The following is a 24,966-nucleotide window of genomic DNA, read 5'->3' as shown; positions in this document are numbered from 1 at the left end:
TGCTGTTTTTTGGTGATGATTGCTCTTGGCTAATGTTGGGAATGAATTTTCTAGCTTGATTTGTAGGGCGACATAATAGTTATATTTTTTATGTTCATCGTTATGCTGCGCCCAGAGGGGATGAATTTAAGTTAAGAAGGAAAGCGATATGAACTTGTTCTCAGCTTCCTGTTTTACTTCGCATGATGAATACGACAGGGTTCACCTTATGTCTGTGATTTAGATTGGTTTATTTAATAGGTCTGGCTTATAGATTGATATCGTGTGTCAGTTGTGATGCTGAGTGCGTTAAAAAGTTAATCTTTAGTCTTGTGTAAGATTTGACACGGCTAAAAATAGTTATTTAAAGATTGGTATTTAGTTTTCTACCCACAGTTACCTTTATTCCCATGGGTGTTTTTTATTAATTAACAAGCTCACCAACACTAGGTGTCACGCTCTAAGTCTCGATAATTCATTTTTTATACGTGAAGGTATTATGTATATTGAAAGGTGGGCCTTACTTTTTTATGAGTGGTTATCGAACATTGAACATCGCTTAATCGAGCCTGATTCTTATAAAAAGTCCAAGCTTACTGGAGTGGTTGGTTTTAGCTATTGATTAATACAGCAATGACTTGAGCAGGGTGTGTAGATTATTTAATGGTGCTCATCGTTTGGAAAGTAAGTTGAAATCTCTTCGGCTCAGATAATATCGAGAAATGAGTATAGTTTTTAAAAGCTACTTGTATTGCTGAGCTTTGAATCTTTATGGTGATTTTATAAATGGACTTAGGAAGGCCTCCAGCGTTCAATAGGATCAGAATGCTGGAGGCCTTCAGCTAGTGAGGCACTACTTCCTCACTAGCAATAACCCGGTTTCCGTATGATCTGTATAAGGGAACTGATCAAACAGAGCAAATCGTTCAATGCGATGGGTTTTGGTCAGCGACTCCAGGTTTTCCAATTGGGTTTCCGGATTGCAGGAGATATACAGGATTCTCGGGAAGCGGGCGACCATCGCACAGGTGTCTTCATCCAAGCCCGCTCGGGGAGGATCAACCAGGACGGTGGAGAAATCGTAGCTATCCAGATCTATATCCTTAAGGCGGCGAAAGGGGCGTACCTTATCAATGGCCTGGGTAAACTCTTCACTGGACAGGCGTACGATATCCAGATTGGTGATCTGGTTGTTGGCGATATTCTCCTGGGCGGAATTTACCGATACCTTGGAGATTTCAGTGGCCAGGACCTTGCGGAATTTCTCACTGAGCGGGATGGTGAAATTGCCATTGCCACAGTAGAGCTCCAGCAGATCGCTATCACTATCTCCGCAGGCACTTCTCGCCCACTGGATCATGGAGCGACAGATCTCTCCATTGGGTTGGGTGAAGCTACCTTCCACCTGTTTGTACTGGTAAGTTTTCCCATCGATATCCAGTTTCTCGGTAACGAAATCACGCTCCAAAACCACTTTTTGCTTGCGTGAGCGCCCCAAAATCGGGAATCCTAGCTGTGCCTGGAGTGCTTTGGCTTCCTGCTCCCAGGTCTCATCCAGTTTCTTGTGGTAGATCAGCGTAATCAGCGCATCACCATTCAGCGTGGTAAGAAACTCGGCGGAGAACAGGCGCTTGCGCAGGACTTCGCTATTATTGACAGCAGCCAGCACCTTCGGCATCAACTGATTCATCAGCTCAGAGCCGACGGTAAATTCATCGATGATAAAGGGCTTCTTGTACTCACCCTGGCGGTACATGGCGTAATTGGCTACACCTCCCTCATGCCACACCTTGAATTCGGCGCGCAGGCGGTAGTGAATGGGCGGGGAGGGGAAGAGTTCCGGCTCCAGGTCAGTGAACTTGCTGTAAGCCTCTTGCAGGCGCTCGGCCTTGTCTTGAAGCTGTTGTGGGTAGTCGTCAGTATTAACGCGGTACAGTGCCATATTACAATGCGGTGTCAGTACAAAAAGCGGGCGCGAATTATATAGGAAACCGTATGGCAATAGGTGAGATAAAAATTCCGGTTCATGGGCAGGGGCTTCACGAGTTTACCGGCAGTGTAGTTGATTGGGTCAGTGAACAGGCTCCCGATGAGGGTCTGTGTACACTTTTCATACAGCACACCTCTGCAAGCTTACTGATCCAGGAGAATGCCGACCCCAGCGCGCGCCGTGACCTTGAGAGCTGGCTTAATCGACTGGTGCCGGAAAATGACTCGCTTTACACTCATACCCTTGAAGGGCCAGATGATATGCCGGCTCATATCAAGTGCAGCCTTACCGCGACCAGCTTGTCCATTCCAGTGCAAAAGGGGCGTTTGATGCTGGGTACCTGGCAGGGGATCTACCTTTGGGAGCACCGCCATCACCACGGGGCTCGGCACGTTATCCTGCATATCTGATTCAATACGGCGCGTTGGTGGCGATAGCTAGACGGCTACGCCAACTGCCTGGCAGTACTGGTCGATCAATGACTGGGTTGCGCGGGCCCTCTCGATAGCCTGGATACGATCAACTTTATTATCTGGGGTTGTTAAGTGGCAGAAGTCTTCGATCATCTGTACCGCCTGCGATCGCTCTATTGGCACTTGCTGGTGCTCGAACTCGTCTGGGGATGCCTCCCCCCGGCGAATCACAAATTCTGGCGTATATTCAGGGTTGTAAAAGACTGCGCTGTCTCTCCAGTCGAGCACAAAGTTATCCAGTTGGATCAGGCCGTTTTCACCCAGAATATCCAGGTCCATTTGCCAAACGCCTGAGTCATAGCCGAAGTCAAAAGTTGAAGTTTGTCCGCTGGCAAATTCAATCAGGCCCGCACCGCTAATAATGGTCCCTGTTTGCGAGTCCCGCTTTATCGCTCCTGAAATTGTCTTTATTGCTCCTGTAGGGCGCATATATTCGACGATTGCACGCATGTTGTACCAGCCGATATCCCCGATTGCGCCAGTGGGTTCTTTTTGTGAATTGAAGCGAATATTGTCGCGGTCCATCATTGGGATAAAAAAGGCGCTGTGAACTCTATTAACTTGGCCCAGATAATTTTTTTGCCGCTGAATAATCTTGGCAGTGCGGGGGTGATGGGTGAAATGTGTGGCATCCATAAATGCCAATCCTTCAGACTGAGCCTTGGCGGCAATTTTGTCGACCGAGGCAGTATTGAGAAAAGGTTTTTCGCAGAGAAGATGCTTATGGTTGGCCAGTGCCGCGAGGCAGATTTCCTCGCGGCTGGTGGTGGGGCTGGCGACATAAATGGCATCCGAATCTTGCGCCTCTACCAGTGACCTCCAATCCGGGTAGACATTGGGTATCCCGTGTTCGTGGGCGAACTCTTTGGCTGCTGCATGCCGCCTGCTGGTGACGGAGGAAAGACTGGTGTTGCCAGCCTGGCTGATGGCTCGGGCGGTAAAGTCAGCAATATTGCCTGTGCCAACGATCCCGAAATGCAATTTTGACATTGGGTGACATCTCGAAGTGGGTTGGGGCTCCCGGGCGCCGGTCTGGTGGTATTTAGATTAGATGATAGAGAGAAGCTTTTGCTTAAAATCTTCGATGGTATTGTGAGGGTAAGTCGAGCCCAAGCAAGAAATTTGGCCAGAAGGTGAGAGTTTAATAATAAGCCTTTTTAGGTGGCTGATAATTATTCCCGTAGCAGCTATTAGTTTTTGGACGGTAGCTTTATCAATTAAGCAAGTATTCTTTTCCACTCTCGAAGTGCTGATCTATTTATGTTAATGAGGTATATGTTAGGGGCTGCCTAAAAGTGGGGGTATCTATTCGTTTTATCCGCTGGAAGGGAAGAGGGTGTAGTGCAAGGCAAATGGAAAGTGAGAATAGTTGTTTCAAGAGTGGTGGGGTTAGCTTGAATATAGTAGTTCAACCAGAAGATACATTTCGTATATACCCATGCAGCAGCCGGTTCTATTTCTTGTCGGCGTTGTCCTGAGTAGTGATGCAAACCCAACACTCTTGTTGTAGATTTTTCAAGGTTGCTCATACATGGTGCATGTTGAAAGTGGATGGCAAAGTGATCGTGTCACATTTTCACTGCTGTAGTTAAATATTTTTCCTCCAATAAGAAATTGTTTATTCGGTACATGTTCAAGGCTGCGATAGCTACATGTTTTCAGTGTTAACTGCGTCACAATTCTGCCAAATTATGTTCGCTCAGTATTGTTATTCATGTGATTCCGGCTTTTTCTTTAGCTTAAAAAATAGGTAATGGGTATAAGAGAGGGTGATAATCTCATTGGTGTGCTTATTGAAAGGCTTGCATTTCCTGTTCCTTTTCAAGTTTAACTAAAAGTCAATCGATGGGGCTTTGCTAAAACTTCTAGTGTTTTCATTTTGTGATTGAGGTAAGCGAGGGCTCACTCGTCATTTTCTAACATCAGTTCTTGCGAATAATTTTCCCTGCCAACTTCGGGAGTTATTGATTTTCACGATGGCATATTTTTCCTGCTGTTTGTTTGGTTCTTGATTTGTCGATTTAAACTTAAGTAGCAGTGCCTTATTTTCTTCTTCTGGAAGTGCGAAACCTTGTGGCTAAAAAGTAGTGTATGAACCTCCAATTATGTGCAGCAGACTTTCGAAAACCTCTTTGTGGTTTGTCTTTTTGTTTGTGTCAACCATAAAGTCAGTTTCAACTTGATTAAAATTAATCTTCGCGTGTGTATTTTAAATGCTGAAGTCTAGTGGGCGCATAACGTTTCTCTTTGCTGGATTAAATAGATTCTATTGGCTTGATTGCTTGCAGGTTGAAGAAATTTTCCGGGATTTTTCAAAGCTCAGGGGGGATTTGTGAGGGGATTTGTTAGGGAAAATTGACGTTTAAGCAGTATCAATGTTTTTTGATTTCGGGTAAGGTGCCTCGCCGCAAAAGGCAGTAAATGATTTTTGTTTTTTACTTATCCTGATTTATCGAAACTTGTGACGTTCGTGCAGGATTTGTGGGGCGGCTACAGGCCGTTGACGTTTTGGATATGACTTGTTGTTTAAATATTTTTTGCTAATAGTTGGTCGCAAAAATATTAAGCAGTCTGAAAGCTGATTGAAAAATAGTTGGTTGTGGAAGGGAAGACTTTCGATGGGTAAGGTAGGAAAGGGATGCTGGATCATGTCAGTTGCTTTTATTTTAGCATTGACATCGATGAGTTTTGCCGCGTCGAGTGCTCAACCAACATTAGATTTTCGCAGTAATAAGAATCTTTCAAATCAAGGTGTGGCTTCCTATACGCTGGCTGTAGACAACTGTAGTCAGTTGGCCGAGCTGCGGTATAGCTCCGGTGAGCAGAGCGTTTCGCTGACTGCCAGCGATGCCAATCCTAACCCACAATCACCGCTCGGCTGCCAATTCCCGATCGAATTATCCGGAGCGCAAAACCTAAACCCCAGCGTTTCTGTCACACTGATTGATGGTACAGAGTTTAACTACCAAGAACAGTTTATCGCTGAAAATATTCGTCCAGATCTCCAGTTTCATGAAGTGGCTGTAGAATCTACACCGCAGGGCCAGTATCTGGTTACGTCGGTCGTAGCTTCTGATGATACTGATATCAGTTATATCGGTTTTTCTGTCTCTGGTATACGCGCTTCAGATTTGCGCAATGCCGGTGGTATTGTCAACAAGGCTAAACAGAGCGCATTTGCACAAACCGAGGGGGTAGAGCGCGTATACCCGGTGGATGACAATCAGTCTGTCTTCTCTCTCTCCCTACCCCTGGACGGTATCCTCAACGACGCGGAAATCGCACGAGATGCATTGGTTTTGGCCGATGTTTATGCAGTTGATGCGTTTGGTAATCAAACCAGTTTTTCTAAGATAGCGTTTACCGGAGACTCGATTGAAGAGCAGGTACTGGGTATTACTGCAGTGCCGGAAAACATTATCTTCAGTAACTCCCTGGAGACAGCCGTTGTAGTACCTACGGTGAGTTTCGAGTTTAGGGGGCTTGTGCCGATGCCGGGTGTGGGCACCGGTGTCAATTACAGCTCTTCTCACCCGGATCTGGTCGCGGTGACTGCCGGAGGAGTGGTATATCCGCTGCGTGAAACAGGGCAAGAGTCAGTCACGATATCGGTGAACTATCGGGGCCTTGATCCTCTCACCATTCCGGTGGAAGTGGATTTTACCAAAACGATCGTCAGCCTAAAGCCTAAAGACATTGCCGAGGGGCAGCCGCTTGCCCTTCAGGCACTCAACACACCGGTAGACTTCCCGGAGTTTCTCGCCGTTTTTGATGATGGCTCTGAGGCTGATATTGGCCAGCAGCTCGCGCTTCAAACGATCATCAGTGACGATCTAAAAGATATCATTATCGTGGATGGTTACCGCAAAACCATCAAGTCACAGGCTGTTATCCCTGAGGATGCCCCCGCTTTAATTGAGGTGCGCCTCAAAGACCTGCCGGATATTTCTCTAGACTTGGGTATCACAGCAAGGGATGCAGTGCCGACTGTAGAGCTGAATCTGCCCGCAAGAGTCAATGTTGGGGACTCCCTGGTTGTCAAGGCGCTGGCTGACGATGATGTGAGTGTTGAAGGAGTCCGCTTTTACCTCAATGGTTCTGTGCTCGGTGAAAGAGAGGCATCGCCCTACGAGATAACCTTGCCAATTAATGAAGCTATGACAGGGCAGATGCTCACCCTGTACGCCGAAGCGATTGATACGGTTGGCCAGAAAGGAGTCAGCCAATCTCAATCGGTAACAGTTTCCAAAGAGTACAAAGGTTATATCCCCGCCTATGAATTCGAGTACCCAGTCAATAACCAGCGGTTTGTAGAGAAAAGCCGCATACTTTACCAAATATCCCATCGCCTGGGGATTTTAACAGAGCTGTATGGCAATACTCGCTCGGGTATCGAGCGAGTCGAGTACTTCTCCGATGATTTAAAAGTTGCAGAAAGTTTGTTTGCCGGCTTTGAAATCCGCGAAGAAAAGGTGGGTGATACTGAAGAAAAAGTACTCTATGAGGTGTGGCGCGCCGAAAGTAACGCTAAAGATATTGCCGTAGCGGAAACTTCAGCCGCGATTACCGCAACTATTCATGTGCAGAATAACAGCGCGGATGCGCCCTCGAAACTGATTCGCATCATTGCCAACCAAGAACCCAGTGTCAGAATCATTGCACCGGTGGTGGGGGGTATTGCTACCGTTAAAAATGAGCTGCCCATTCGTGTAGAAGTAACTGACGATACGCTGGATGCGGGCACCACTATTGAAGTCTATGTAAACGATGAGCAGGTAGACTCCTTCTTCCATCGCGGGAGTGGTGTTGGTCAGGATGTGGATATTTCCACAGACAGTGTACAGCGGGACTTCACATATTTTGTCGCCGCCGAATTGCTAGGCGAGACCCTGGATATCGAAGCCCGTGCTGTTGATTATCATCAGGATATCGGTGTTTCGCAAAATCTACGCATCCCCGTAAAAGCTGATCAACTGCCGACGGTTGCCATCTCCCACCCCACCGAAGGGGCTTCGTTTGTCTCTGGCCTGCCGATGGAGCTGCGGGCATCGGCCAGTGACGATATCGGCATCGAAAAGGTCGACTTCTACGTGGATGAAGTCTTTGTGGGTGCCGATACCAAAGCGCCGTTCTCCGTTGTCTACGAAACACCAATTATGGAGCACGGTGAGCGCCAGTTAAGTATTCATGCAGTTGCTTTTGACTCAATTGAGCAGTCGGCAAGCAGCCAAACTGTGCAGGTGACTCTGGGGCAGGATGAAGAGCGCCCCGTTATCAATGTTGTCTCTCCGGTGTTGGAAAACCTTGATGGCGAGCAGGCAATTGCCACCGTTGCTGAGCAAACCGAAGTGGTTTTCAAGGTGGCGGGCTATGACAATGTAGCGGTCACTGAGCTTGAACTCAAAGGCTTCCGGCTCGATGGTGAACGTTTAATCTTAACCGGCAAAGATACGGATATCGTACCCAGTGAGAGTTTCAAGCCAGAAGCGATTCCCGGTGGCTTTAACGGCTTCAGCGCATTTCGGATTGCCGATATACCGGCATTCTTAGCCAGCCAAAATTCCGAGTTTGACGATTACACCGTCTCGGTGGCAGCGCTGGATGAAGTGGGCAATAGAAGTGAAGCGGTAGTTACTTTCCGGGTGGTTCCCGATGGTAAGCCCCTCGTTAAGCAGGTTGATTTTGATAGCGCTTTGTATTATGTGCGCGATCAGATCGATGTGAATGTATTCGCTGAAGATGATAAAACGGTCGACCGGGTAGAAATCGAATTTGATTTACCCGGCCAAACCTTGAGTAAACAGACTAATGCTGCGGTTAAAAGTGCCCTGGTGGACGCCGAGTTTACTGTTGACCTTGCCAGCCTTGATCTCACCAATATCGATCAAACATTGACTCTGACAGTCACTGCTTATGACAGCCTAGACCAGGCTTCCGACAGTGTGGTCAAGCAAGTGCTGATCAGCAAAGACGAAAAGTCCCCGGTAGTGGTTATCGATACTCCGAGTGTTGGGCAGGCCCTATACCAAGGGGGGCAGGTCAACTTTGATGCTACCGCTCGGGATAACTCTTATCTACAAAGTGCTGCTGTAAAAATCAATGGTCAGTTAGTTACTACACCTGCGGTAGACAGTAAAGTCGCGCCGCTGAGCTTTTCTCACACCGTTGCGGCTAATGCGACTGAGGTAGCCGTGGAGATAACCCTTACCGATGAATTCTCCAATCAGACCGTCGAAGTATTTACCTATGATGTAGAGGCGGAGCAGCCACCCCGCATACTAATACGCACACCGGCCCCTGGTTCAAGACTGTATGAAGGTGAACAGTTCAGCGTAGCGGCATTTATTGAGGACGATAAGCAGCTTAGCAACGTTGATTTTTATGCGAAGCAGGGCGATAACGAAGTCATTCTGAAAAATTACAGTGGCCGGGAACTGGAAAATATCGATATCACTGATGGCCACACCTTCAGCTTAAACACGCGGGTGCCAAACCTTGATGCCAGTGAACCCTGGGAGATTGGAGTCAGGGCTACTGACAATACCAGCTTAACCACGACCGAAATCGTTGAACTGGATATCCTCGATGATGAGGAAGCGCCTTTCGTGACAATGGAAAAGCCTGGTCAGCCGTTGTCTGTATTGCCCAGCTACAGTTTTGAGGTCAAAGGTGAAGCCAACGATAACTTCTATATTGACGCACTGACGCCGGTACTGATCGCTGAAAATGGAGAGGAGATAACACTCAGTTGGAAAAAACTGACCCGCAAAGATCGCATAGACAGTGTTGAAATCCCTGATCCGATCACCGTTGGCACAATCATCGCGGCTGAACGTTTTTACACCAGCTTTGAAGGTAAGGTGGTTGTCGACGAGTCCCTTCTGGCGCGCACTGGCGAGACATTTAAGTTCTTAATCAGAGCGGCTGACAAAGGTATCAATAAGACGGATTCCAACGCCCAGAATCTCACGATCAAGGCCGATACCGATAAGCCGGAAATCAGCTTTATAAGCCCGGTAAAAGATCTGGTGGAACGCCAAAGCGTTGCCGTTATCGCGGAACTCAGCGATAACCTGGGTGTGGAAAGCTACAGCCTTTATATTGCCGGTAATGAAGCCTCTCCTCTGGTCGCAGCTTCGGCACTGAATGCACGCAACCTGACCCTCGGGCGTTCACCAGATACCGACCAAATTATGCTGGATCTGTCGCAGTTTGCGGATATTCCCGCCGAGGGGCTGTCCGTAAGCCTGGTGCTCGAAGCGACAGACACTTCTGGTAATGAGGCAGTGGCAACCCATGTATTGCATATCCTGCCTGATCAACCGCCGTTAGTCGGGGTGCAGAACTTCTCGTCAAGTGAGTGGTTGCGCGGTGGGGCAGGTTTCCACCAGTTTACTCTTAGCGATGACTATATAACCCATGATGCGGAGTTTGATTTCCTGGCGGTTTACACCAGCTTCTCCCAGATGATACCGACGGAGCAGCCGGCAGAGCGCGCTCCCCGTATGGAGGTGGAGAGTGTCAATGCGTCATATAATCGGCCATACCTGAAATTTAATTACCCGGAAGCTCAAGGTGTCAACGGTAATATCTCTATCGACGGGGATGTATTGCTGGCGATTACCGATGATGCGATTGAAGTTAATGGGCTTAATTACTATTACACTAGCAATAGCGGTGATAACGAACTCAAGCTGGACTTCGGTAGCGACATTGATGTTACCTACAAAATAACCGGCTACAGTGATGACGCCTGTATAGAGCCCGTATTGGAGACGACCTGGGACAATGCCGTCTTGCCTCTCTACACGGTACTCGCACCCAATGTCATGGTTCTGGAAATCACTCCCGTATTTTCCAGTAATACCGCAGCGCTGCCTGATTATGTAAAGAAAATCCGTGTCGATCTTAATAACCAAAAAAATAGTAGAAACTATAAGTCTGAGTCTGGAAGCTCTCACAGCGTTAGTACAAAAGCATTCCGGATTTCAACCTACCTGAGCGATACCAATAGCAGTCAAGGTCAAAGTTATATTGCCACAGGGCGACGCTATCACTTCAGTAACTCAGGCAGTAGCACCGATGGTGATAACGCATTTAGCGCTAAATTTGGCAACTTACTGTTACTACCCGATGCACGGGATATCGAAGCGACATTAATTTTCGGTTTGGCGGCTGACCGGCTATCGGGAGAGCGCGAGCCTCAGACTTTGATGCCCCTGGCATTGCGCCCTCACAGCGAAGACACGATTGCACCGGTTGTTAAAATCACTTATCCCGTCGTCGGTGAAAATGTGGTGCCGGCCCAGCGCCTCGAAGTGGATTTTACAGTGACGGATAATAGTGATTACATCAAGCGCGCATCACTGCTGATCAACGGTCAGATTGTCCATACTATCGGTGGGGCTGTGGGAATTTCCGATTACCATATGACCTACGATGTACCCACATATTTTAATCCCGGAAGTGATTTTGAGCTTTCTGTCGTTGTGGAAGACGCAATGGGTAACACCCACAGTGACAGCCGTGTATTACTGGTGGACACCAATGAAGCGCCTACAGTCGAACTGGAGAAGTTCACTTCCGGCGGGCGCTCAATTACTAGTCGCGAGCGTTTGAGCTTTGGCGAATTCTGGGTGCGGTCAAACTCTTCCATGGTGTTTGAATCAACCCTGGGAGATGACGCGGGATTAAAATCCTATCAATTCGTCCAGGTACTGCCCAATGGTGGGCGATCCGTCGTTTATGAAAAAAACTACAACTCGGTTTGCCCCAATGTACATACGTTGCGCGACAAAGTATCCGTCAGCCATGTATTTGATGCTGGTGTGCCTGTTGAATATGAATCCATCGTCACCGATAACCTGGATCAGCAGACCGTCCGCCGCTTTTTAGTACATCCTCAACAAAATGTTACACCGGCAGTGCGAATTACTTCGCCAGCGGATAACCAATCTATTGTTGCGGGCACTTTTACCCTTGCGGTAGGCATAGTGCGGGCTGATGATCGGCCCCTAAGCAGCTCTGCCGTAGAGTTTTATGCAAATAATATCAACGTCAGTGGGTACTCGCGCAGTGGCGTCGCTGATTTGGGGGGCAGTGACGAAGCGAGGGCCCAGGCATTCGCCTCAATTTACGATGAGTTTGAGCAAAAGTACGGGCAAATGGTAGCGAGGGAGTTTGCCTACGACGGAGCACCCAATAGCATAAAGTCAACCTGGCAGTTGAAATTCCCAACCAGCCTGATTGATGTCGATGGCCGGGTTTCTCTGGTGGCCAAAATTACGGATGCCGATGGGGCTGTTGGCACTCACAAAATTTCCGTCATCGGCGTAGCCGATACTATTTATCCAGAGGTATTGGTTACTGAGCCTGAGGCTTCCTACACCCCGATTGAAGCGGCTACATTTGATGTGCACTATCGAGGTTACGACAATGTCAAAGTGGACAACATTGCCCTGTTTGCCACCTATGGTGCACGTAAAGACGATGGAGAGTATATAAAACTTCCCTACGGTGATCCGGTAAAACACAATCAGTCCATTGCGGATAAGGATCACGAGACAATTACCACCGTCAATATTGATACGCCGATTTACAAAACCCGTATCGCGGTTGACCGGCTCGGTGAAATTGCCAATCAGTTCGCGGGTCAGCGACTGGAGGAAAACCCCAACTTTGATATTTGGCTAAAGGTCGTCGCTCAGGATGCTCAGGGTCTTGAAAATGTGCGTGAAGTTAAATATCGCATTCGAGAAGATGAGCGCCCGGTAGTAGATATTGTCAAACCGCTCGACGGTGACAATGTGGTGGAGAACAACCAGATTCCCATTCAGGTTACCGCTTTTGACGATGTGGGTATCCAACAGGTGAGGTTGATTGCCCGCGATGCCAATAATGTCGAGTTGACCAACATCAAGCTCAACCAGGCACCCTACAATTTTGCTGTCACCTTGCCTGACTACCAGGCCACTGGCGACAACCGCATTACGATCACTGTGGAGGCCATGGATACCTATGGTGCCGCCTATGGTGACCTCGATGTGCACCAGGCTGAAGAAACCATCACTGTCAATGTCGTAGAAGACCAGCCGCCGGTTATCAGCATTGCTTTGCCTACCGATGGTGAAGAGCGCATTGAAGGTGAAAAAGTATTGGTGCAGGTCAATGCTATTGATGATGTGGGTATTGATCGAGTTATTCTCAACGCGAGTGGTTTGATTAGCGGTGATAAGAGTTTTTCTGACTCACGCGCACCTTTTGAGTTTCTTCTCGACTTGCCTTACGGCCAAGCCGGAAAAGATATTGTCTTGAGCGCGACAGTCACCGAGCATCGCTTAAAAGGTGAGCCCCGTGTGATCAGCACAGTGAAGCCGGTTACTGTGCATGTACAGCAGGATACTGCCGCGCCTGAACTGGTGGTCAGCGCACCGCTCAGTGGTGCCACGGTGGTGGAGAAGCGTATCTTACCCTTCAGTATCAATGCTGAAGACAATGTTAAAGTCAATTACGTGCGCGTATCCCTGGGTTATGACCGCAACCAGAACACAGTTCTGGAAACCAGTGAAATCATTAACGATCAATACCTGATGAGCGCCCCCTACGCGGGTGCGTTGGCACTGGGTACGCTTGAGACTTACCTCGGCGTTGAAGCCGCTAACGATAGTGAAATTGATCTTAAACTGCTCGTCTCCGCCTTCGACGGTGCTGGCAACGTAAGTACAGAAACTCTGCCGGTCACCCTCAGACGCAATTCAGCGCCCACCGTTACCGGAATTCGCATTCTCGATTACAAGGGCAACCTGTTGGTGGACCAAAACTCTGTCACCCAGGGTCGGGAGATTCTGGTTGAAGTGATTGCCAGCGACAATGAGGCGGGTGTTGAGATGGCCAGCCTTTATCAGGCCATTGATGTCGGTGCGGGCAATGGGGACGATTACCAATTACACAGTCAGGATGGCGCTTCGCCATTCCAATTTGTATTGCGCGCACCACAACAAGTGGGTGCCCAGGTTAAGTTAAAGGCAAAAGCTACCGACGTAGACGGCTATCAAAGTGCGCTTTCCGATTTAACTCAAGTGTTGGAAGTGGTGGAAGACCTGCCGCCGGAAGTTACCATCGTACAGCCGGCCAATGACGAGTCGGTGATTATCGACGGTGAACCCATCGAGGTATTTGTAGAGGCTATCGACGACCTGGGAGAGTTGGGCATAGATCGCGTGGTGGTTTATGTAAACTCCCAGCCAATGGCCACACTGTATAACTCTTACAGTGAAACCGGTGGTGCTTTTGGCCAAGACTCCATTTATCAAGCGGTGATTTATCCACCGGCTGGTGTCAGTGGATTTTTAGTGCAGGCGGTGGCTTACGATATCGCCGGGCACAGCGCCTCCTCCCAAGTGGTGCGCATCGGTAAAATAGAAGATACCGTGCGGCCCAAGCTGCGTGTGTTGCAACCCTTTAACCAGGAAATCCTCACCACTGCAGAAACTGTTCTCAGCGCTGTCAGTATCGAAGATATAGGCGATGAAGCCGAGCGCAGTGTTACCCAGACCTGGTATCGAGAATACCAGACCGTGTCCGGTGACTACTCTGTATTGGCTCAATTTGAAGCTAACCTATTCAAAGATGACAGTCGTGATGAGAGCACCGCCAGTCTGCCGTTGAGTGAGCCAGATAATCACTACTACATCTACTGGGCCAAAATCACCGACGGCAATATTCTGCAGCGTACCACTGCCCGCAATGAGCGGGTGCGCGTGGTTACTACGGTGACGACCCAAAGTCACGAAGTGATTGAAGAGACAGTTTACGAGATTGGACTGCCTATCGCGGAAAGACGTTTCTGGTCGGCTGCGGCAACGCCTTCCTCTGCAGATGAATCGGTCTATTTTTCATCGGTACAACGTTATCAAAGTGATACCCGTGATGGGGCCATGGTAGGTGCTTGGTCTGTACACAGCCCGTTCTTGCCGGAAGGTATTACCACTGATTCCTGGGCAGCCCCGTACACCGGCTATACCGGAATTTTTCTCGCCGATGCGGTGGATGAAACTGAGCCCACCAATGACGGCAAACGCTATATTTTCTCGTCACTGCTAAATGGTGCGGCAGAAATTTTCCGGGGCACTATTACTGATATCCATGCCGACGGCGATTTTGTTTTAGCCTCTAAAGCCAGTTCACCCTGTTTGGCGGAGTGCGATGAATCGTCTGCGTATGTGAATAAGCTGCGTAGTACGATTGCCAGCAATCCCGACACCGGCGCCGTTTACGAAGAAGAGGGCGCGGAGCTGCTGCTGTTTAACAAGCGCAATGAAGAGGGCGAGTTCGGCCTGCCTTATATGCTCAGTGGCCGTTTCAGTCTACCTTACCCGGAAGCCTTAGGTGTTGCCCGCAAAGATAATCTGGCCTTTATTGCTAACGGGCGCGGTGGCGTGCTGGTGGTTGACATCAGTGATCTCAGTGCTCCTTATCGCGTGGCTTACATTAAACCTAATGGCGAAGCCCGCGACGTACTGATAGACGGGAATTACGCTTATATCGCCGCAGGCCTCGAAGGGGTGGTGGTCGTTGATGTTAAAGATCCCGCGATGCCCATCGTGGGGCGTGCCGATACTTTTGGCATTGCCAATCGTATCGCCAAGCAGGGCAATCAGTTATGGGTGGCAAATCTCGCTCACAACTCTCGCGGTGCAACAGGGGCGGAAATTACTGCGATCGATGTCACCAATCCATTGAGCCCAGTGGTGGAAACCTCCCTGGAACTCACGCCTAACCGCGGTGATAGAAATAACGCTGGGGTCTTTGACGTCTCCGTTATTGGCAATAAGGTTTATGCCAATGTTTACCATGTCGACGAAGAGGGCACAGCCACCGACGGTATTATTGAAATTATCGACATAGCCGCCTTAGGCAGCGGAGATGATTTTACCGTGCCTGTGGTTACCCACCGTCCCGCCAGTGAAAAATTGCCCGGCGGCAGGGACTTGCTCGTTGCCCGAGGCCAGCTACACACCGCCGGAGGGCAGCAGGGACTGCAGGCAATAGATTTCCCAGTACTGACGGTGATTGGTCACACACCGGCGTCTGACAGTATTCAAATCAGTACAGATACTGCCAAAGTGGAAGTTGAGCTGTCTGCCGCACTGGACTCATCAGTTGTACTCAGTGATTACTTCGCCATTTATAAAGGCTTTACCCAGGCTGGCGCCGAAGTCATTATGGGTGAAGATGTCAGCAGTGAATTTACCATCGCCTTTGCCACTCGCAATGATCAGCCACACCACCGTATTGTGGAGCTGGTGTCCAGCGGTGAGCTCAGCGAGGACAGTACGTATATTGTCGAGGTGAAAAAGGGGCTACAGCCACTGACAGGCTATGGTCTGGTAAATGATTACCGCTTTGAATTTTCAACGGTTGCTATCGCCGGTACAGAAGCACCGGTTTACCACTCCATTACTCCTAATAGAGGGGATATTGCCGGTGGGACCCCGGTAGTCATTCGCGGAGAGCATCTGGGTAACACGCCACAGGTCTATCTAGGTGGCCAGCTGATTAATATTGTCGCCGTTGAAGCGGCAACACCCGAAGATCCCTATGAGAAAATTATTGCCCGCACCGTGCCGAACTATGCAGGCCCAGCGGCACTCACACTGATCAATGATGCAGGGCTATCCACTAATGCCATCGGTGTGTTCACTTATATCGATCAACTACAGCTTTCCTTTGTCACACCGGGGGTCGTGGATGTTTCCCAGCGGGGCGAGAACGATCAGGTTGATATTATCGGCTACGGCTTCAGTCCTGAGATTACTCTCCGAGCCTACCCCGCTGGCCGTCGCGAGCAGCTGGTAACCGACAGCGTTGACGGCGATCGCCTGGTACTGCAGAGCGCTGAGCGGATGAGCTGGACTACGGCTGATTTCGGTTCCTATCGCGGTTTTGTCGATTTGGAAATTGAAGACCAGCGCGGAGAGGTAGCGATATTGCCACGGGCGCTGTTCTACGGGCAGCTCTCGGTTGATCGCCAGATACCGACGGCGAGGCAAGCGGGTAATTATACTCCCGACCCCGGCACTCTACCGCCGGGTAATATTATCGATCTTTTTGTCGACAGTTCCCGCCAGTTGATTTACGTGTTGGGTGAGGCGAAGGACAGCTCGCTGGAACGAGCGGCGATGTTTAGTCGCGATCAAATCCAGTCCTCCATGGCCCCGGCGTGGATGAGTTTGATCAGCTATGATCGACACGACTTGCCAAATGCGGCGCCCATGCACCAACTGGGTTACTACAACCTGCCACAGGATGTCACCGCCCGCGGTTTTTGGCTCAGTGACACCCATGTGTATGTGAGCGTTATCGGTGAACACTTCCCCAATGTAGACACCGACTACGAAGATAAAACCTGGCTGTTTATTTACGATCGGGAAACCCGTGATCCGGATGCGGTAACGGAAAAAGATCGCGGTATTATCGCCCAGCTTCCCATGCCTTTCGTCAAGGCGCCCAGCTTTATTTTGGGCCGCGATAACTTCTTGATTGTCGCTTCTCGCGATGAAGGGGTGGCGCTGTTCGATATCAGCGAGCCCACCGCTCCACAAATGGTAGCGCGTGTTAAAGATGTCGTGATAAATGGCACGGTGGAACAAGCTAAGATTGCTGATCTTTCACTGCGGGGCTCCCAATTGCACTGGATCCAGCAAACCAATGGTTTCAGTGGCTACAGCTACGCCCGGGTTATTCTGGATCTTACCGAGCCCACACTCGCGCAGATTGCCCAGTATGGCCATGACTCCTTTACGGACAACACACTGACCAATGAGATTGTCACGGCCAAGCAACAACAGAGTCTGGCGCTTTGGACCCAAACGAACAGCGATAACCTGATCAATCTGGGTAAGTGGTCCGCCAACGGATTTGATCTGCGCGGCAATAACTACAGCCTGATGGCGCAGGGGACGCTGGCCGTCAGCCACCTTAGCTACCAGACGAAATATGAGTGCGAGAACTACTGGCCGATTTTTGATACCAGTCGAGCGGACAATATCTATTTACTCGACGTAATCAGCTCGAATTGTGCTTCTTTCCGCACCATGCCTGAGCGTTCCAGTAACAAACAGACCCTGCTGAGCGACGACGGTATTTTGCTGGCCGTAGAAAATTCCCTGGATTACAACCGCGGAAATTACACCTACGACTCGCGCTTAATGTTAACCGACCTGCTGACACTCGATCTGGTTGAGACTCAACCGCAGGCCGGAGATCAACAAGTTTCCACGGATACCGCCCTAACGCTCACCTTTAATCAAGCGCTGGTGATCCCCGACGGTGAGACTGAGCAATCCTATCTGGAGACGTATCTCACGCTGATTGAAGACAATGGCTCCGATCAAGGGATAGAGAAAGCCTTTAGCGTAGCGATCGACCAGATTGACGCGAACAAAGTCGTTATTACACCGACGCAGTCTTTGTCCCAAAATACCTCATACCGCATTGAACTCAGCGATGTGCGCGATAGCCGTCGCACCCAGGGGTTGGTTAATGCCACCATCGCCTTTACCACGGCCGGTTCAGGCCTGCCCATTGAGATTGTCGATGTTTCTCCCAATACGGTGAGCATCAACGGAGAGCAGATCGATGTCAGTTTGAAAGAAGCTGTAGATCCGCAATTCACAATCTCAGGAAAGGCAGCGGTCATAATCAGCAGTGAAACGTCTGGTGATATAACCACTTATCGCATTCAGGCACCGGCCAATGCCGCCGGCCCGGCGACCTTAAGCGTTACAGATTCGCGGGGCTTTAAAGCGGAAAAAATTGCGGCCATTCGCTATGTAGAGCCTTTGACCTTAGTAGGCATTAGTCCAAATAGCGGCCCTGCTGGGGGTGGCAATAGAGTCCGTGTGCAAGGTTTTGGTTTCTACGGGCAGTCGGATACGGTGAAGGTAACGGTTGGCGGCGCCCTGCTCGAACCCCATGCGATCCAGGTCGTCGACAGTAATACCCTGGATCTCACCATGCCCGCCGGACGCATTGGTAAAATTGATATCCAGGTAGAGTTGGCCGATGGCAAAGTGGGCGTGCTCAAGGATGTCTATGAATATTTACAGCCCAATCAATCAGAAATAGCCCTGGATGCAATAAAGTTCGATCGCATCAACGATGCGGTACTCGACCCGAGTGGGCGCTACTTGTTTGCCGCGCAGGGTTCCTCGGGTGTGGTGGTTTACAATATCGACGCCTCCACCTGGACCAACGGCCAGAGCGGTGCTCAAAGCCAGCTCGATCCTGAAGACCTATTGCAGTTAATTGATTTTGACGGTGATGATCTCGATGATCGTGTGCTGGTGAAAGTGGGATTGCCAAATAATTACCGCGCCCTCGGCATCGACAGCTATTTCGAACAGGGCAACGATCGCGTATTTGTCAGTGCCGCGAAGATGGATTCCAGTGGCCGTATTCAGCAGGGAACGGCAAGGCTGTTTGTGATTTCATTCGATGATTTTGATATCACAGAAACCACTATCGTCAATGAGACAGAGCTGCCCGCCGACTTTGCCCGCGGTATTGACGCGGTGAATAAAAAAGTGGTGATGGCCCTGGGACAGACGGGGCTGGGATTACTCGATGCCCACCTGCACACCAAACTTTATTTGGCCGAAACCCTCGCCGTTGACAGCAGTGGTGTCGCTGGTGGCCATGACAGTGTTATTGACATCATCGCCCTAGACAACGGTGATGCCAGTGGAAGTGCAGAAGCCTATGCCCTGGCCAGCGGTAATTATAACTTTGCCACGCTCAGTCTTGAGTCCGCGGACACCGACGGCAGTATTGCTATCGTTGAGCGCACTGATGCCGGTCTCGCTGTGGTTGGCCGTGTTGAGCAGCGGGCATCCAAGCTGCAGCACAAAGACGGTATTGTGTATGCCGCAGCCGGTGAGCAGGGGCTGTTGGTCATCGATATCCGCGATAGAGCCAACCCGCAAATTCTCCAGCGCATTACCAGTCTGGGAAGTGTTTATGATATTGCCGCACAAGGTCATATGCTCTATGCGGTGCGTGGCACCCAAGGTATCAGCGCGATTGATATCAGCGACGCTGCCAATCCTCTGGTTATCGAAGGCTTTGGTGTTAATCAGAATTATCACCTGGATCAGGCGATTGCCACACCTTACGGCGTTGTGGGTATTGGCTATCACACCGCCAGCCTTGCGCGAATCATTCAGGTATTCCCCGATGCGGTATTAAAAATCCACAGTGTCGACCCGGTAGACAGCATTGTTTCTCTCGATAGCAATGATGAGCGAAAAATTCGCCTGCGCTTTAACAAAGCTATCGATCAATGGCCCGACAACCTCAACTATTTTGATATCAGGGATGCCAATTACCAGCGCCTGGATTTCAGTACCGAGATCATCAATAACGATGCCATTCTCACACTGACTAACCCCGAACAATTGAGCGATGGGGCGCAACTCTTTGTGACGGTGCGCAAAGGGCTGGCCAATGTGAAACAGCTCACCGGCAACGTCCACACGGTGCTGTATGAATTAGCACGGGATGTCGCCTTGAATTTTGTTTATCGCGAAACCGATGAACAAATTGCCAGACTTGATAGCGTTGTTCCCCGCCGTATCCGGACCAATGAACCACAGATACTGACGCTCTCCGGCATCGGCCTGGTGGAAAATGTCGACCAGCTGCGTGTCTATGTCGGTAGCTATGAAGCGCAGATCGAAAGTATTCAGACCGATCCCAGTGATGCCCGTGTAGCAATTTTGTATATCAGTGTGCCCGGCATCAGTACACCGGGTTTACTGGATGTTCAGGTGGAAGTCAGCCAGGGCACTGTTACCCAGTACGCCAGTATCCGCGGTGCGGTCATGGTTGATGCACCGATTACACTGGCAGACAGCACGCCGCTGTGGGGGCCGGTAAAAGGTGGCACTGTGCTGACAGTCAGTGGCAGTGGTTTTGAGCCCGGCAATACGGTTATGGACGGCACTCAGGTATTTATTGGTGATGCCCCGGCCAGAGATGTGGAGATTTTATCCACCGAGTTGATGCGGGTGACCACTCCGGCAGGTATTTCCGGGCGTCACGCTGTGCGCGCAGTTAACCGCTATGGAGAGAAATCGGAACTGTCGCAAGAGCGTGGATTCGGTTACGGCATGAAGCTATTGGGGCAGACCAAGGCCGATACCGTTGCGCCGACCGATATTGAAATTGATTACACCACCGGTGTGGCACTGACCAGCGGTGGTTACTTCTTCGACACCTTCGACACCATTGTCTATCAGAACGAGATTTTGCCGGAATCGAACCGGGCAGCGAGTTTTGATATTCAGGAAGCCGCCAACCCGCTACTGGTGGGCGGAGCGCCGGCGCTACTGTCCGGCCCCGAGGCCGACAGTGTCTATAAAGACCTGCCGTTGTATCTGCGTTTGAGCCGCCTCGAATTCCCCACCGTAGAAGAGCAGGAGTTGCTCGACTCGCTCAGCGATCAGGTGATCCCCAACAGTCTGGACTCTCTGCAGGTTAAGCTGCTGACCGAGAAAGAAGGCCTGGATGAGCAAAATCTGGTGGAGCGCAAACGCCTGTATGTGGCCAATGGTCTCGATGGTGTTGCACGCCTCAATGTGGACGAGCAAAACGGTCTGCAATTGTTGGCCACCGCATTTGAAGAGGGCGAGTTAATCACCCGCTTTATCAAATCCGGTAACGCACTTTATGCAATCGCCGGTAAAGGCGTGGCGGACTTGGATTTGGAAGGTGCCTGTGCCCACGCCAACGATAAAACGGCGGAGAGTGAATTAAAGCTCGCCTACTGGGGCGATTACAGTGACCCCATCACGCTGGAGTCACAATTTGAACTGCAGGGTGCCCACGGATTCTATCGCGATGATCAATGGCTCTACGCCGGTGGCGATTACCGTGGCCATCAATGGGTCGCCGCTGAAGAGTGCATTAACTTCTCGGGTCTAACGGCCGGAAAACCCTATGACTCCGGGCCCAGCAAAATCAAGGCGCAACACCTGTTCGACTCGGCACTGACCCGCGAATATGCCTTCGATCACAACGTGATGGATATTGCCAGCTTCGGTGACTACTTGATTGTGGCGCTGAACAACGGCGGTGTAATTATTTTGCACAAGTCCTATCCCGAGGAACGCGCGCATATTGCCATTGATGAAAATATTCAATCCAACGCCATCACGCCCTATAGCGTCGATGTCTTTGGCTCGACTTTGTTTGTTTCCGGTTACTACGGCGGTGTCTTGGTTTATGACATCTCTGAACCGCTCGATCCGCAATTGATCTCAGCCGGTAACCGAGAGCGAATCGAAGCCCTCAGTTACTACAAAGAACGACTGGTGGCGGCGTCGGGTCGATCTGGTTTGACCACGCTCGAACTGCCCGGCGCCATAGTGGTGAGCAGCAGCGTTGAACGCGGCGGATTTGTGCTGCCGAATGAAAGTTTCACGGTCACCTTCAATGAATCCATGGCTGCCGACTCTCTCTCAGCTCCAGGTGCTGTGGTAGTCACCCACCTGTCCGATCAATCCGAGGAAGCGGTGACGGTTACACCGGTTGGTGAAATCAGCAATGGCAATGTTGAGTTTGAAATCAGCTTCAACAAGGTTGCCGGTGAGCGCTATCAGTTGAGTGTGCTCAGTGGGGATAACCTCCGCGGCGGCAGTCTGTGGGCACCGTTTAATGTAGTCTTCGGTGTGGCGCAAGCTGCAACCCTGCGCCCACAGATTGATACAGTGAGCGGCGGCGCTTTCCACCGCAATAGCGATGCGCTAGTCACCATTAAGGGCTCCGGTTTCGATAGTGCCAATACCAAAGTGTCGGTGGATAATTTCCAGGTGCCCTTCACCTGGGTTGATAGCGAGACCTTAACGGTTTCCACAGTATCTATCGGGCAATTGCCGATTGATGCGGGTATGTATAGCCTGCGGGTGGAATCGGGAGAATTTGCTGACAGCTATCTGGGGGCCATTTATTTGGCCGATACCCTCGATAGCGATACGCGCTTTACCTTGAGTGAAGAGTCCGGCCCTGCCAGCGGCGGCGCCAGGCTGAAAATTTCTGCCAGTGCCAGTGTGATGCTGCCCGGCGCGAAAGTGCTGATGCGCTCGAAGAATAACTACGAGCTGGCTACCCAGCGGATCGATGAAACCACTTACAGCTTGAACCTGTTTGACAATGTTGTCTCACCGCGGAAATTCGAATTCCGCGTGCCGGGTATTGTCAATTCGGAGCTGATGGACAACAACGATTTACTGTTTGATGTCTACATGGTGATGGACGGCGAGGAAATCCCGGTAGGGCAGTACGTCTATGTGTATGACTTGGGCCATCGAGCAGATCTTCCCAACTATCCACCAATGGTTATGGGCGCCATGCAGGCGCAAGGGGAGACCCTGTTTATCGGCGTGCGCGATGGTATCGACGGTCCCTACACCATGCGTTACGGGCTCGATATTTTAGATACCCATGTGCTGGATAATGTAGATCGCCTGGGTTACCTGCGCCTCAGCTCGCCGGTATTCGGTATAGAGCTGCAAGATCAGCTCGCCTACCTGGCCAATGGTGAGAGCGGATTGACCATCGTTGATATCGCCGATAAGTCAGCGCCGTTTGCCGTACAAAGTATGGCCTTGACGGGCTATTCCGCCAACGATGTGGCTCTCGATCGCGGCGCCAATGTATTGGCTGTAGCCGCTGCCAGTGAACTCGGCGATGGCTTTATCCGCTTCTTTGATGTGGCCACTCCGACCTTCACACAGCCGGAAGGCTACGCCACCCTCGTCTTTAGTGAAGGCGACCTCGAAGGTAAACCCCTGCAGGTCAGCTTCTGGAATGAAAAACTCTACGTCGTATTTGCCCGTAACCAGCAGTTGATGCTGGCGGTATTCGACGATCCAAAAGACGGCTCGCAATATCACGTGCAGGCGATTGATCGAGGTGAGAGCGAGGATATCTACAGCGTGTCCCTGCTGGTGCAGCAGGGCCAGATTCTGCTGACCACGGATCGCGAGTACCTGATGCTGCAGGCCGATCAGGATGGCCACTACCAGACCACCTACTGGCAGAGTGTTGAGGCTGATACCGTATTGTCGGTGCTTGATGGCGGTGTCATGTTTGGGGATAGCCAGGGCCTCACCCGAGTGAGCTCTGGCAACCTGACCGTTGCCGATGTCAGACCGGGCAGCGGTGCCAAGGTATCTGCCAATGAGTCCATCGAAGTTATCTTTAACGATCATATCAATACCGATGCTGTCTCTCTCGGCGATATCAGCCTGAAAGACAACAGTGATACCGAATGGTCGGCAGAATTACAGCTGGAAGCAATTAACACCATTACCGGTGGCAAGATCGTGCTGACCCTGCCCGCAGAGGGCGTAATTGGGGCCGGTGAGCTGACCTTGAGCGTGGACAACATTGTCGGGCTCAGTGGCCGCACCATGATCTCGGCTTACACCACCCGACTGGAGATGCTCGCCAGCGCCAAGCCCAGTGTCGATGAGGTCTCGCGTCTGTCCCAGGGCGATGAATTAATGGGCCGCTTTATCCACGGTGATGGCAGTGAGCGCGCAAAAATAATCGGTGCTGGTTTTGGCAGCGTTAAGGCGGACCTGCAAATTTCCATTGGTGGGCAACTGCTGTCCACAGAAAATATTCTCGCACTGAGCGACAGGGAAATTACCGTTGAGATTCCGACGCTGTTTACCGGGTCAACGGTGGCGCCCCTGAGTGTGACTGTCACTCGCGACGAGGCGAAGGGACAGCTGATCGGTGCCCTGGTGATATTGCCACGAGCGGAAATTGACGATATCTATCCGCTGATTGGTCCGCCGGCCGGTGGTAATAGCGTGGATATTTTCGGCTACGGCTTTAACCCCACAACCAAAGTCTATGTCGACGGCCTGCTGGCTAATGATATCGACGTGATCGCATCCCACAAAATAACCGTGAAGATGCCCTCAGGCGCTTTCGGTTACGCGCGAGTGACTGTGGTCAACGAGCAGTTCCTGGATGAAGTGGCGGTCTCGCCGGTGGAATATTTCTATGCCGGCCAGCCCACCGGAGCACTAGCGCTGGACAATGAGTCCGCAAGCCCCGTGTCGGCACTCGCATTACACACTGATGTGCGGGAGCAATCGGACCAGAGCGGTACGCAATTACTCTACATCGCCACCGGTGGCGAATATGAAGCCTTCGATGTGAAGGGCAACGTCAAAGGCAACCTCAGTACATCGACAGCGAAGTTGATGGTGGTGGATGTCTCCGATCCGGTTAATCCTATTGCCGTAGAGAAATTTACCGATAACGGCGACTTCCCGTACTTCTATAAGTCCGCGGTGAATCCGGCCGGCTTCAGTGATCTTGAAATCGACGGCAACCACCTATTGGTTGCTGGCGGCGCACGCATACTGCATTTTGATATTAGTCTGGCCAGCGATCCGTTCTTGCTTGAGACTTACTTAATGCAGCACTCAGTCATTGCCATGACTG

General features: G+C 50.6%; 4 protein-coding genes (1 of these 4 only partly in view). 2 read left to right on the top strand and 2 right to left on the bottom strand.

Translation table 11 applies throughout. The features are described 5' to 3' along the window. Positions 1 to 832 precede the first annotated feature (832 nt). On the bottom strand, positions 833 to 1,921 hold the full coding sequence (gene trmA, locus ACJJII_RS20345) for a tRNA (uridine(54)-C5)-methyltransferase TrmA (protein ID WP_444917523.1): 1,089 nt from the start codon (positions 1,919 to 1,921) through the stop codon (positions 833 to 835). A 53-nt stretch (positions 1,922 to 1,974) separates the two neighbouring features. On the opposite strand from trmA, the gene ACJJII_RS20340 reads away from it, so the two are divergent. Next, a complete protein-coding gene (locus ACJJII_RS20340) occupies positions 1,975 to 2,379 on the top strand; it encodes a secondary thiamine-phosphate synthase enzyme YjbQ (protein WP_444917522.1) in 405 nt (134 codons plus the stop codon). Positions 2,380 to 2,406: 27 nt separating this feature from the next. On the opposite strand, the gene ACJJII_RS20335 is transcribed toward ACJJII_RS20340, so the two are convergent. Beyond that, positions 2,407 to 3,432, bottom strand: a complete 1,026-nt coding sequence (locus ACJJII_RS20335; RefSeq protein ID WP_444917521.1) for a Gfo/Idh/MocA family protein — start codon at positions 3,430 to 3,432, stop codon at positions 2,407 to 2,409. Between the two features lie 1,658 nt (positions 3,433 to 5,090). On the opposite strand from ACJJII_RS20335, the gene ACJJII_RS20330 reads away from it, so the two are divergent. Next, positions 5,091 to 24,966, top strand: partial view of an Ig-like domain-containing protein gene (locus ACJJII_RS20330; protein WP_444917520.1) — the 5' portion only. Its footprint extends 18,377 nt past the window's final position; 19,876 of the gene's 38,253 nt are visible here — the first part of the coding sequence; the start codon lies at positions 5,091 to 5,093; its stop codon lies off the right edge, out of view.

Source organism: Microbulbifer maximicatervae (SeqCode), from assembly GCF_052467825.1.
The sequence above is the reverse complement of the archived record's forward strand: the minus strand, read 5'-3'. Positions and strand labels throughout refer to the sequence as shown.

What these genes read in the sequence shown, in the direction of transcription:
- trmA (WP_444917523.1), bottom strand. Translation starts at nt 1,921, where the DNA reads ATGGCACTGTACCGCGTTAATACTGACGACTACCCACAACAGCTTCAA.
- ACJJII_RS20340 (WP_444917522.1), top strand. Translation starts at nt 1,975, where the DNA reads ATGGCAATAGGTGAGATAAAAATTCCGGTTCATGGGCAGGGGCTTCAC.
- ACJJII_RS20335 (WP_444917521.1), bottom strand. Translation starts at nt 3,432, where the DNA reads ATGTCAAAATTGCATTTCGGGATCGTTGGCACAGGCAATATTGCTGAC.